Here is a 12,720-nt window from a genome sequence, read left to right as displayed (position 1 = left end):
CTAGCGCACAATCAGCACCATCATTTTTTTAAATTTAACCGGATTTTAACAATGGGATTTTTACGCCTCGATCCGATGATGGTAAAACTCATCATCACCGTACTTCTCGCCAGCTTCTTCCCGGCCAAAGGCGGGTTTGTCGAATTCTTTGAATACCTAACGACCGCCGCCATCGCCCTGCTATTCTTTATGCATGGTGCCAAATTGTCGCGCGAGAAGATCATTGCCGGCAGTAGCCACTGGCGTTTACATTTGTGGATCATGTGCAGCACTTTTGTCATTTTCCCGATTCTGGGTCTGCTGATTGTCTGGTGGCATCCGGTTAATGTCAGCCCTGAGATTTACACCGGCTTCATCTATCTGTGTATTCTGCCCGCGACCGTGCAGTCATCTATCGCCTTCACCTCCATGGCCGGCGGTAACGTTGCCGCCGCGGTGTGCGCGGCTTCCGCATCCAGCCTACTCGGCGTGTTTGTTTCGCCGCTGCTGGTGAATCTGGTGATGAATGTTCACAGCGACGCGCCCAGCAATGGCCTGGAACAGATTGGTAAAATCATGCTGCAGCTGCTGGTGCCGTTTGTGGTTGGCCATCTGTCGCGCCGCTGGATTGGCGCCTGGGTTGAGAAACATCGCAGCCTGATAGGTAAAACCGATCAAACTTCCATTCTACTGGTCGTCTATTCCGCCTTTAGTGAAGCGGTAGTGAATGGCATTTGGCATCGCGTTGGCGTTGATACCTTGCTGTGGATTCTGGTGGGAAGTGTGCTGGTGCTGTTTATTGCGCTAGCCATTAACCTCGGCGCATCGCGTTTGTTCGGCTTCAGCCGTGCAGATGAAATTGTGGTGCTGTTTTGTGGTTCGAAAAAGAGCCTCGCCAACGGTGTCCCGATGGCCAACATTCTGTTCCCGGCCAGCTCGGTGGGGATCATCGTGCTGCCACTGATGATCTTCCATCAGGTACAGCTCATGGTATGTTCTTTCATTGCCCAGCGTTATAAAGCCGGTAATGAAAAGAGGCTGGCGCAGCAGCAGGTAGACGTTCAGAAATCTTAAATAAAACGGCCCGCAAATGCGGGCCGTTTTACTCTTCGCTGCGTTTGAGCGGTTTGACCAGACCTTCCAGTCCCTCACTCTTGATCACCAACGTTAACTGCATTAATTCACCTAGCTTACCGGCCGGGAATTCGTCTTTACGCGCGAACCACAGTAAATACTCTTCCGGCACGTCAATCAGCACCCTGCCCTTGTACTTGCCGAACGGCATCACAGTATTCGCGATTTCTACCAGCTGCTGTTTATCCACGTCAGGCTCCAAGCAGGCGAATCATTTCCGCTTCATCAATGACCGAAATGCCAAGCTCTTGCGCCTTCGCCAGTTTAGAACCCGCCGCTTCACCAGCAATCAGTAAATCGGTTTTCTTCGATACGCTGCCGCTAACTTTCGCGCCCAGTGCAATCAGCCGCTCTTTGGCATCATCGCGGTTCATTACTGACAGAGACCCGGTGAGTACCACGGTCTTGCCGGCAAACGGGCTATCAATCTCTTCGATGTTAACCACTTCAACCTGCGGCCAATGTACGCCGATCTCTTCGGTAAGCTCGCGGATTACTGCACGATTACTCTCTTCATCCATAAAGTTACGCACGTGGGTAGCGACGACTTTGCCCACATCCTGCACTTCAATCAGCGCATCGAGATCGGCATTCATCACTTTTTCCAGTTCACCAAAGTGATTTGCAAGATTGGCGGCGGTGGCTTCACCCACTTCACGAATACCAAGCGCATACAGGAAACGCGCTAAAGTAGTGGATTTGGCTTTCTCCAGCGCATCGACCACATTCTGTGCCGATTTCGGCCCCATGCGATCGAGGCCAGTTAGTTTACCGGCAGTAAGACGGAACAGATCGGCTGGCGTTGAGACATACTCTTTTTCCACCAGCTGATCGATGATTTTATCACCCATGCCGTCCACATCCATCGCGCGACGTGAGACGAAGTGTTTAAGCGCTTCTTTACGCTGTGCACCGCAAATCAGGCCACCGGTGCAACGCGTGACCACTTCGCCTTCCACCCGCTCAACGTCTGAACCACAGACCGGACAATGACTTGGGAAAACAATTTCTCGCGTTTCATCAGGGCGTTCAGATTCCACTACGTTAACCACCTGCGGAATCACATCGCCAGCGCGGCGAATGACCACTTTGTCGCCAATGCGTAACCCCAGCCGGGCTATTTCATCGGCATTGTGCAGCGTCGCGTTACTGACCACGACACCAGCAACCTGCACCGGCTCAAGACGCGCGACGGGTGTGATTGCCCCCGTTCGGCCCACCTGGAATTCAACATCACGTACGAAGGTCATCTGTTCCTGCGCCGGGAATTTGAACGCCACTGCCCAGCGCGGGGCTCGCGCCACAAATCCCAGTTGCTCCTGCAGTGCCTGAGAATCAACCTTGATGACGACACCATCTATATCGAAACCAAGCGAAGGCCGCTCCTGCTCAATCTGGTGATAAAACGCCAGCACCTCATCGGCGCTATGTGCGAGGCGGATACGATCGGTAACCGGTAATCCCCACGCTTTAAATTGCTGCAGGCGCTGCCAATGGCTGGCTGGCATCTCTCCGCCCTCCAGTAAGCCGAAACCATAGCAGAAGAAAGTCAGCGGACGTTTGGCAGTAATGCGTGGGTCAAGCTGGCGCAGCGAACCTGCTGCAGCATTACGTGGATTAGCGAAAACTTTACCGCCGGTGCGACGCGCTTCTTCGTTGAGTTTTTCAAAGCCGCTTTCGGTGATAAACACTTCACCACGCACTTCCACGCGTGCAGGGATGTTATCGCCATGCAGCCGCAGCGGAATGGCATGGATAGTGCGCACGTTGGCGGTAATGTTCTCGCCGGTTGTGCCATCACCACGCGTTGCCGCGCGTACCAGCAGTCCATCCTCATACAATAAACTCACCGCCAGACCATCAAGCTTGAGTTCACAGCAATAGGTGAGATCGTCGCTGCTTTTAAGGCGATCCTGCACACGTTTGTTGAAAGCCAGGAAGCCTGCTTCATCAAACGTGTTATCCAGAGACAACATCGGTACTTCGTGCCGCACCTGCTCAAAAGCCGCTAGCGGCGCGGCGCCCACGCGCTGCGTCGGTGAATCAGGCGTAATCAATTCAGGATGCGCACTTTCCAGCTCACGCAGCTGTACCATTAATCGGTCATATTCTGCGTCCGGAATTTCCGGTGTATCCATCACGTGATAGAGATATTCGTGATGATGTAGCGTGGTGCGCAGCGCAGTAATTTGCTCCTGAACCGATTTCATAGTCTCTTATCCGATAAAAAACCCCCGACATGCGGGGGTTGTATTTAGTTTGAGTCAATTAGCGGCGATTAACCGATAACTTCGCGAATACGCGTTTTGTAGGTTTCCAGCTTCTGCGGCGTCATCATGCGACGCTCATCATCCAGCACCACGCCACCAACATCATCCGCAATACGCTGTGCCGATTGCAGCATCAGCTTAAAGTTCTGATTCGCATCTCCGTATGACGGTACCATCATAAAGATAGAGATGCCCGGCGTGGAGAAATTCCCCATCTCATCCGGATCAAAGGATCCAGGCTTGACCATATTCGCCAGGCTAAACAGCACCGGGCCGCTTCCTGCTGGGCTCAGATGACGATGGAAAATATTCATTTCACCAAACTGGAAGCCAGCCTGCAGAATACCTTGCAGCAGAGCTTCACCGTTCAGTTCGCCTCCGGTATGTGCAGCGACGTGCAGCACCAAGACCGCTTCTTTTTTACTTCCCGGTGCAGCAGCCTGCTTAGGCGCCTCTTGCGGCTGCGCTACCGGAGTTTCATGTGCAAGCTCTGGCTCATCTTCCGCAGCCAGAAATTCCGGCGCAGGCTGCGTGGCTGCTAGCGGTTCATTATCCAGCAGCGGATCGGATTGAATGGGTTGCGGTACTGGAGCGGGCTTCGACACCGGGGCTTGCGGTGCGGCAGGCTTACGAGCTTCCGGCTCATTATCCAGCAGTGGATCGCCTAATAATGGATCGGATTGATGTGCAGCCGGCTGACGCACAGGTTCAGGCGCACGCGGCGCGCTCACCGGACGCGGCGTAAACTCGGGCTCTTCATCAGCATCACGATGACGGCGTACGCGGACTTCGCCGACGCCATCATCATCTTCGCTCAGCAGATCTTCATCGGCTTCTTCGCGCTGTTTCAGACGTTTGTGCGGGCGATCACGAAACACGGAGGAGCGCTCTTTACGGCTGGTCCACAGTCCATGAAGGAGTAGCGCTATTATGGCGATCGCGCCAACAACGATTAATATCAGACGCAAATCCTGCATCATTGTATTCTCTGTTGTTCCAATACCTTGCCACCACGGCAAACTTTATCCTCTAACTGTATTTGCCCAGCTAAACAAGTGCAAGTCTGTGCAGTATTTTCTGACAAATTAGATAGCTGCCCCACGCTTTTTTGCTGTTTTTTCGCACAAAGCACGCCTGTAACCGATAAAAAGCCAGGTTATGATGTCCACGCCGCCATATTTAGGAGAAAGGCTTGCTATGCCCGCTGTGAATTCGGTCTCAACATTTAATGGTGTTCATTACTTTGCCGAAGGATGGAAACTGGTGCGTCTGCCAGGCATTCGTCGCTATGTCATTATCCCACTTATCATCAACATTCTGCTGCTTGGCGGCGCCTTTATCTGGTTGTTTCAGCGCCTGGGTCAGTGGATCCCTGCGTTAATGTCACATATCCCCGACTGGTTACAGTGGCTAAGCTATCTGCTATGGCCGCTTTCAGTGATTTCGATCGTGTTGGTGTTCAGCTATTTCTTCTCTACGATAGCCAATTTGATTGCCGCGCCATTTTGCGGTCTGCTCGCTGAACAGCTTGAAGGTCGTTTGACCGGAAAACCGCTGCCGGATAGCGGCTGGATGGGCATGATTAAGGATGTTCCGCGCATCATGAAGCGGGAGTTTCAGAAGCTCGGTTACTATTTGCCGCGCGCATTTGGCTTGCTGCTGCTCCACTTTATCCCCGGTTTTGGACAAACTGTGGCGCCAGTTCTATGGTTTTTATTCAGTGCCTGGATGTTATCAGTGCAGTATTGCGACTATCCGTTTGATAACCACAAAGTGAGTTTTCAGCAGATGCGCCACGCATTGCGACAGCACAAGACGGCAAATATGCAATTTGGCGCGCTCGTCAGCCTGTTTACTATGATTCCGATTATCAATCTGGCGATCCTGCCCGTTGCCGTATGCGGCGCAACGGCGATGTGGGTTGATCGATATCGACAGCAACACGCGCGCCACTAAAGCGTTAAATTGCCTTATGCTTTTTTGCTTAAGGCTTATGGTTGTGCGCTATATAGATATACGATTTCTTTCCTTCCGCACATCGGAAGAAAAGGTATGCTCTGAGGGTTCCCAATATTTCATACAGTTAAGGACGAGCTATGAGTAAGATCTATGAAGACAACTCTCTGACAATTGGTCATACGCCGCTGGTTCGACTGAACCGCATCGGTAACGGCCGCATTCTGGCTAAGGTCGAGTCACGTAACCCGAGCTTCAGCATCAAATGCCGTATCGGTGCCAATATGATTTGGGACGCGGAAAAACGCGGTATTTTGAAGCCGGGCGTTGAGCTGGTTGAACCGACCAGCGGCAACACCGGTATTGCCCTGGCGTACGTGGCGGCTGCGCGCGGTTACAAGCTGACGCTGACGATGCCGGAGACCATGTCAATTGAGCGTCGCAAGCTGCTGAAAGCACTAGGCGCGAATCTGGTGCTCACTGAAGGCCCAAAAGGCATGAAAGGTGCCATTGCGAAAGCCGAAGAGATTGTAGCCAGCGATCCCGATAAATATGTGCTGTTACAGCAATTCAGCAATCCAGCGAATCCAGAAATCCACGAGAAAACTACCGGACCAGAAATCTGGGAAGATACCGATGGTGAGGTGGACGTATTTATCGCCGGCGTCGGCACTGGTGGCACACTGACTGGCGTAAGCCGCTACATCAAAAATACCAAAGGCAAGAAAGACCTGATTACCGTTGCGGTTGAACCAACCGATTCTCCGGTCATTGCTCAGGCGTTGGCTGGCGAAGAGATAAAACCTGGCCCGCATAAAATTCAGGGTATTGGTGCCGGCTTCATTCCTGGCAACCTTGATCTGAAACTGATCGATCGCGTGGTGGCGATCACCAATGAAGAAGCCATCAGCACGGCACGCCAGTTAATGGAAGAAGAAGGGATTTTGGCGGGAATATCGTCAGGCGCTGCTGTGGCAGCCGCCCTCAAGCTGCAGGAAGACGAAGCCTTCGCCAATAAGAATATTGTGGTGATCCTGCCCTCCTCTGGCGAACGCTATTTAAGCACCGCACTGTTTGCCGATCTCTTCACCGAGAAAGAACTGCAGCAGTGATGTACAAAGTCTGAAACTGATGAAAAAAGCACCCGCATGGGTGCTTTTTTGTGGCGCAGATCTCACTTTTATCACCAGACAGATTGCTTTCAGTGATAGGGCTCTGGTATTTAAGCTTCCAATTATTTCGGTGCCTGAAATTAATCTGCCTTTGAAGTGGATCAAGCTGAATCGATTTACTGATTTGGCTAAACGGCGAATCACGGCATAATGAGAAGAGTGACGAATCAGTGCGGTTTTTGATCTTTCCAGGTTAATGACCTACTTATTCAAGCGCATTTTTTGGTCAGCTTTATGCCATACCAGCGCACCTATACAGGCTAAAGTTACGGCTCCAGGCTAGACTTTAGATCCATAACACCAAACCTGATAAAGTTGGGGAAATAGAATGTTCCAGCAAGAAGTTACCATTACCGCACCTAACGGCCTTCATACCCGTCCTGCAGCTCAGTTCGTTAAAGAAGCCAAGGCTTTCCAGTCAGAAATCACTGTGACTTCCAACGGCAAATCGGCCAGCGCGAAAAGCCTGTTCAAACTGCAGACTTTGGGTCTGACTCAGGGTACGGTTGTTACGCTGTCTGCCGAAGGTGAAGACGAGCAGCAAGCGGTTGAGCACCTGGTTAAGCTGATGGCTGAGCTGGAGTAACCGGCTCAGTTCGCAACAAAACCGACCCCTTTGCCCCATTGAGTGCAAATATCTTGATCGCGGACAACCTGTCCGCGTTATTGCTTCCTTAGAGTACTGCTCCGCGACAGTGGCGACGCATTGGGTCAATGAGCCATCGTGATTAAAAGGTAGGGTTATGATTTCAGGCATTTTAGCATCACCGGGTATCGCTTTCGGCAACGCACTCCTGCTGAAAGAAGATGAGATCGTCATCAGTCGTAAAAAAATTACCGACGATCAGGTTGAGCAGGAAGTTCAGCGCTTCCTCGATGGACGCAGCAAAGCTGCTACACAGCTCGAAGCCATTCGCATTAAAGCCGGTGAAACCTTCGGTGAAGAGAAAGCTGCGATCTTTGAAGGTCACATCATGCTGCTCGAAGACGAAGAGCTTGAGCAGGAAATCATCGACCTCATCAAGAAAGATCACGCTACTGCTGACGCTGCCGCACATTCTGTGGTTGAAGGCCAGGCCGTTGCGCTGGAAGAGCTGGATGACGAATACCTGAAAGAGCGCGCCGCTGACGTGCGTGATATCGGTAAGCGTCTGCTGCAGAACATTCTTGGACTGCACATCGTCGATCTGAGCGCGATTGCTGAAGAATCTATTCTGGTGGCCAAAGATTTAACGCCGTCAGAAACCGCACAGCTGAACCTGAAAAAGGTGCTGGGCTTTATTACCGATCTGGGTGGACGTACCTCTCACACCTCGATCATGGCGCGTTCGCTTGAGCTGCCAGCGATTGTTGGTACCGGCAACGTGACTGCCACTGTTAAAAACGGCGATTTCCTGATTCTGGATGGCGTAAACAACAAGGTTTACGTGAATCCTACTGAAGAAGTACAGGAAGAACTGAAAGCCATCCAGACACAGTATCTGTCTGAGAAACATGAGCTGGCAAAACTGAAAGATCTGCCAGCGATTACGCTGGACGGCCATCAGGTTGAGGTCTGTGCCAACATCGGTACAGTACGTGACGTAGCAGGTGCAGAGCGTAACGGCGCGGAAGGCGTAGGCTTATACCGCACTGAATTCCTGTTTATGGACCGTGATTCATTGCCAACTGAAGAAGAGCAGTTCCAGGCTTACAAAGCGGTAGCTGAAGCAGTTGGTTCACAAGCGGTTATCGTGCGTACCATGGACATCGGTGGCGACAAAGATCTGCCTTACATGAACCTGCCGAAAGAGGACAATCCGTTCCTCGGCTGGCGCGCCATCCGTATCGCGATGGACCGTAAAGAGATCCTGCATGCGCAGCTGCGCGCTATTCTGCGTGCCTCCTCTTTCGGCAAACTGCGCATCATGTTCCCAATGATTATTTCAGTAGAAGAAGTTCGCATCCTGAAAGGCGAGCTGGAGCTGCTGAAAACGCAATTGCGTGAAGAAGGCAAATCCTTTGATGAGACCATTGAAGTGGGCATCATGGTAGAAACGCCAGCTTCCGCAGTGATTGCTCGCCATCTGGCGAAAGAAGTCGACTTCTTTAGTATTGGGACAAATGACCTGACGCAGTATACTCTGGCGGTCGATCGTGGTAATGATTTGATTTCACACCTCTATAACCCAATGTCACCGTCTGTTCTCGGTCTCATTAAGCAAGTGATCGATGCATCACATGCCGAAGGGAAATGGACCGGCATGTGTGGTGAGCTGGCTGGTGATGAACGTGCTACACTACTGTTACTGGGAATGGGGCTGGATGAATTCAGCATGAGCGCCATTTCAATCCCAAGCATCAAGAAGATTATTCGTAATACTAATTTCGAAGATGCGAAGGCATTGGCGGAGCAGGCTCTGGATCAACCAACAGCGGATGATTTAATGAATTTAGTTAACAAATTCATTAAAGAAAAAACGCTCTGCTGATCCACGGACGCTAGCCTCAAATTACTGCTTAGGAGAAGATCATGGGTTTGTTTTCTAAACTTTTTGGCGAAAAATCAGAGAGCGCGTCAGGCACTATTGATATCGTTGCGCCTCTGTCAGGCGAAATCGTAAATATCGAAGACGTACCTGATGTGGTATTCGCTGAGAAAATCGTGGGTGACGGTATCGCAATCAAACCAACCGGTAACAAAATGGTTGCTCCGGTTGATGGTACTATCGGCAAGATTTTCGAAACTAACCACGCATTTTCAATCGAGTCTGATAATGGTATCGAGCTGTTCGTTCACTTCGGTATCGACACGGTTGAGCTTAAAGGTGAAGGTTTCAAACGCATCGCTGAAGAAGGCCAGAAGGTCAAGAAAGGCGACGTGGTGATCGAGTTTGATCTGGCACTGCTGGAAGAGAAAGCGAAATCGACGCTGACGCCGGTTGTGATCTCGAATATGGACGAAATTAAAGAGCTCATCAAACTCTCCGGTCAGGTAACGGTAGGCGAGACGCCGGTTATCCGCATCAAGAAGTAAGCTTCGGCTGATTCGTGATAATAAAAAAACGGCACCCACTGGGTGCCGTTTTTGTCCTACAGCCGCAACAATGCAATGCGTTCGCTAATACCAGACGAAATCACTGCTGCTTCCAGCGCGGCAGCCTTAACGTCAACTCCAATCCCCCTTCCGGGCGATTGACCGCCTTAACTTCACCGTGATGTGCCAGAATCACTTTCCGGACAATCGACAGCCCTAAACCGTAACCTTTGCCCATCAAGGGCGAATTCACGCGCACAAAGGGATCGAAGATGCTCGACAGCTTCTCATCATCCACTCCGGGCCCCTGATCGCGCACGCTGATCGCCAGCCACTGATTTTCCGCCTGTAGACTCACGTTGATATGCTGCCCTTTATGCGAAAAACGCAGCGCATTGCGCAGCACGTTCTCTACGCCACGCCGAATCAACTCGGCATTACCGTGCACGGTATAATCCGCATTTTCATCAACCTGGAAATCAACTTTCACACCGGGGATCTGAGCCTCATAGCGAACGTCGGTGACCACCGCGTGCAACAGGCCGGTGAGGTCGAAATATTGCTCGCCCGGCATGCTCTCATGTTCGGCTCGCGACAGCGTCAACAGCTCGCCAATCATCTTATCCAGACGGCGCGCTTCTTCATCAATGCGGTTGAGCGAGGATTCCACCGAGGCTGGCGTTTGGCGCGCAAGACCGGTCGCCAGCTGTAGACGCGCCAACGGTGAGCGCAGCTCGTGCGAAATATCGTGCAGCAGCTCTTCACGCGCTTTCACCAACGTATCAAGCCGCTCGACCATCGCATCGAAATCTTGTGCAACATTTGAGAGCTCGTCATGGCGCTTACGCATCACCGGATAGAGGCGCACCGACAGATCACCGCTGGACACGCGCGCAAAGCCCTCGCGCAGCTGACGCATAGGGCGTGTCAGGTTCCATGCCAGCAGCAGGCTGAACAGTAATCCCAGCGCACCGGCAAAGGTAAACATCGGCTCCGGGATATTGAGGATACGTCGCGGGCGGCCACCACCCATCGAACTGTCTTCGCGCAGCCCCTTCACGTCATAGCGCAGTTCGTATTGCTTGCCATCCTGCCCTTTCACCCAACGCACAATCACATCAGGGAAAGGTCCATGAAACGGGGCACTAAAGGTTTCAGGCGGCGCATTACCAGGCATCGCGACGGGTTTATCATGCTGAATAACGGAGAAAAATTGACGATCGTTAGGTTCCCAATCCGCCATCATATCGTCCAGCGAACTTAAGCCACCGCGTTCCAGTACCGAAACCGCCGATGCCATTTGCAGATTAACAATGCGTCGAATAGCGACAATCTCCGGTGGCTCATGGCGATTACCCGATAACGTAAAGCCAAGCCACAGCAGCTGGCTGATAATGACAAACACAATCCAGAAGCCCAGCAAAATCTTCCAGAACATGCGGCCGCGATAGCTGTGTTTCATCGAATGCGGTAACCAATACTGCGCACGGTTTCAATATTGACGCTGTCAGCCGTTAACGCTGCCAGCTTTTGGCGAATGTTGCTGATATGCACATCCACGCTGCGATCGTACGCTTCACGTGGGCGACCAAGGCCTTTTTCCGATAGCTCATCTTTCGATACCACGCGATCCGGCGCACGCAGCAACAGATCCAGCAAATTAAACTCGGATGCGGTGAGATCAAATGCTTTGCCCTGCCATTCAGTAATCCGCGTAGCCGGATTGAGGCTCAAATCACCCCAGCGCAGCAGCTCTTTCTTATCGGGCACCGGAGCCTGATCTTCAAAGCGGCGCAGTACCGCGCGCAAACGAGCCACCAGTTCACGCGGATAGCACGGTTTTGGCATGTAATCGTCTGCGCCCATTTCGAGACCAATCACGCGATCAATGTTGTCTCCTTTGGCCGTCAACATAATCACCGGTAAGCGGCTGTTCTGACGCACCTGCCGCAGCACATCAATGCCGCTCATATCGGGCAGCATGATGTCGAGAATCATCGCGGTATAGTTGCCGGATAACGCACCTTCCACGCCAGCGTGACCGGTTAAAACCAGTTGTGTTTCAAAACCTTCCGCAATCAGGTATTGGCTCAACATGGTGCCGAGTTCTACATCATCATCAACAAGCAGAATTTTCATCTTTATCTCTCGTACAAAATTGCCGCTATTTTGTCCTGAGTTCATTACGAACGCAGCCGGTTTTACGCGATCCTTACAGACGATTATTACGGAGACTATAGACAAGAATGGCCTGTGCGCACCATTAGGGTAGGCACAGGCCAGATAAAATGCGGGAATAATGACTCAGTGGAAAACGCCAGTGGAGAGATAGCGATCGCCGCGATCGCACACAATCGCGACCACCACGCTGCCAGGTTGAGCCGCAGCAATACGCAATGCGCCAGCTACCGCACCGCCAGAACTGACGCCACAAAAAATACCTTCACGCTGAGCCAGCGCTCGCATTGTCTCTTCGGCTTCACGCTGCGTCATATCAATCACCTGATCCACCAGTTCCGGACGAAAGATACCGGGCAGATAAGCTTCCGGCCAGCGACGAATACCGGGAATGCTACTGCCCTCTTGCGGCTGCAGGCCAATCACCTGCACCGTCGGCGCAAACTCTTTAAGGTAACGTCCCACGCCGGTAATCGTGCCGGTAGTGCCCATGCTGGAGACAAAATGCGTCATGCGCCCATGAGTTTGCTGCCAGATTTCCGGGCCGGTGGTGAGATAGTGTCCTAGCGGATTATCGGGATTGTTGAACTGATCCAGCACGCGACCCTCGCCGCGATCGGCCATCGCCTGTGCCCGATCCCGCGCCCCTTCCATGCCCTGCTCACGCGTCACCAGCAGCAATTCAGCACCGTAGGCGCGCATCGCATCCTGACGTTCCTGGCTCATGTTATCGGGCATCAGCAAACGCAGCTTGTAGCCTTTCATCGCCGCAATCATCGCCAGCGCAATGCCCGTGTTACCGCTGGTCGCTTCGATTAAGGTATCACCCGGTTTAATCTCACCGCGCAGCTCCGCCTGATGAATCATCGACCAGGCCGCACGGTCTTTCACCGAGCCGGCTGGATTGTTGCCTTCCAGCTTTAGCCAGATTTCGCTGCCGTTGTCAGGCGTCAGGCGCTGCAACTTAATCAACGGCGTATTGCCGATGGTATTTTCCAGTGTGGTCACGTTTGAT

The 12,720-nt window shown here is 52.2% G+C and carries 12 protein-coding genes; 6 read left to right on the top strand and 6 right to left on the bottom strand.

The genetic code is table 11. The annotated features are described in order from the left end of the window. The first annotated feature begins 51 nt into the window (after nucleotides 1–51). On the top strand, nucleotides 52–1,053 hold the full coding sequence (locus AAGR08_RS04820; RefSeq protein ID WP_097096516.1) for a bile acid:sodium symporter family protein: 1,002 nt from the start codon (nucleotides 52–54) through the stop codon (nucleotides 1,051–1,053). A gap of 28 nt (nucleotides 1,054–1,081) precedes the next feature. Here AAGR08_RS04820 and AAGR08_RS04815 read toward each other — a convergent pair whose 3' ends face one another. The 3 genes from AAGR08_RS04815 to zipA form a co-directional block, all read right to left on the bottom strand. After that, nucleotides 1,082–1,303: a DUF3820 family protein gene (locus tag AAGR08_RS04815; protein ID WP_345828825.1), complete on the bottom strand. Its 222-nt coding sequence runs from the start codon at nucleotides 1,301–1,303 to the stop codon at nucleotides 1,082–1,084. A gap of 1 nt (nucleotide 1,304) precedes the next feature. Beyond that, the gene (gene ligA / locus AAGR08_RS04810; protein WP_345828823.1) at nucleotides 1,305–3,323 is read right to left on the bottom strand and encodes an NAD-dependent DNA ligase LigA; all 2,019 of its coding nucleotides are present in this window, start codon (nucleotides 3,321–3,323) and stop codon (nucleotides 1,305–1,307) included. Nucleotides 3,324–3,391: 68 nt separating this feature from the next. Beyond that, nucleotides 3,392–4,363: a cell division protein ZipA gene (zipA, locus tag AAGR08_RS04805; RefSeq protein ID WP_345828822.1), complete on the bottom strand. Its 972-nt coding sequence runs from the start codon at nucleotides 4,361–4,363 to the stop codon at nucleotides 3,392–3,394. 217 nt (nucleotides 4,364–4,580) lie between these two features. Here zipA and cysZ point away from each other — a divergent pair, with 217 nt between their 5' ends. The 5 genes from cysZ (at nucleotide 4,581) to crr (ending at nucleotide 9,527) form a co-directional block, all read left to right on the top strand. Further along, nucleotides 4,581–5,339: a sulfate transporter CysZ gene (cysZ, locus tag AAGR08_RS04800; protein ID WP_345828820.1), complete on the top strand. Its 759-nt coding sequence runs from the start codon at nucleotides 4,581–4,583 to the stop codon at nucleotides 5,337–5,339. Between the two features lie 140 nt (nucleotides 5,340–5,479). Beyond that, on the top strand, nucleotides 5,480–6,451 hold the full coding sequence (gene cysK, locus AAGR08_RS04795) for a cysteine synthase A (protein WP_345828818.1): 972 nt from the start codon (nucleotides 5,480–5,482) through the stop codon (nucleotides 6,449–6,451). A 388-nt stretch (nucleotides 6,452–6,839) separates the two neighbouring features. Beyond that, nucleotides 6,840–7,097 (top strand): phosphocarrier protein Hpr, encoded by a 258-nt coding sequence (gene ptsH / locus AAGR08_RS04790; protein ID WP_007889063.1) that lies wholly within the window; start codon nucleotides 6,840–6,842, stop codon nucleotides 7,095–7,097. Between the two features lie 157 nt (nucleotides 7,098–7,254). Further along, a complete protein-coding gene (gene ptsI / locus AAGR08_RS04785; protein WP_097096510.1) occupies nucleotides 7,255–8,982 on the top strand; it encodes a phosphoenolpyruvate-protein phosphotransferase PtsI in 1,728 nt (575 codons plus the stop codon). 41 nt (nucleotides 8,983–9,023) lie between these two features. Then, entirely contained in the window at nucleotides 9,024–9,527 is a 504-nt protein-coding gene (crr, locus tag AAGR08_RS04780; protein ID WP_097096509.1) for a PTS glucose transporter subunit IIA, read from the top strand. Nucleotides 9,528–9,627: 100 nt separating this feature from the next. On the opposite strand, the gene AAGR08_RS04775 is transcribed toward crr, so the two are convergent. The 3 genes from AAGR08_RS04775 to cysM form a co-directional block, all read right to left on the bottom strand. Further along, nucleotides 9,628–10,989, bottom strand: coding sequence for an ATP-binding protein (locus tag AAGR08_RS04775; protein WP_097096508.1), 1,362 nt, complete (start codon nucleotides 10,987–10,989; stop codon nucleotides 9,628–9,630). Beyond that, nucleotides 10,986–11,666 carry a response regulator transcription factor gene (locus AAGR08_RS04770; protein WP_097096507.1) on the bottom strand — a complete coding sequence of 227 codons (681 nt, stop codon included), beginning with the start codon at nucleotides 11,664–11,666 and terminating at the stop codon, nucleotides 10,986–10,988. The genes AAGR08_RS04775 and AAGR08_RS04770 overlap by 4 nt, the downstream gene beginning before the upstream one ends. A gap of 165 nt (nucleotides 11,667–11,831) precedes the next feature. Next, nucleotides 11,832–12,713, bottom strand: a complete 882-nt coding sequence (cysM, locus tag AAGR08_RS04765) for a cysteine synthase CysM (RefSeq protein ID WP_345828799.1) — start codon at nucleotides 12,711–12,713, stop codon at nucleotides 11,832–11,834. Between the last annotated feature and the right edge of the window lie 7 nt (nucleotides 12,714–12,720).

This window comes from Pantoea sp. BRR-3P (assembly GCF_039621635.1).
GTDB lineage: Bacteria > Pseudomonadota > Gammaproteobacteria > Enterobacterales > Enterobacteriaceae > Pantoea > Pantoea floridensis.
The sequence above is the reverse complement of the archived record's forward strand: the minus strand, read 5'-3'. Positions and strand labels throughout refer to the sequence as shown.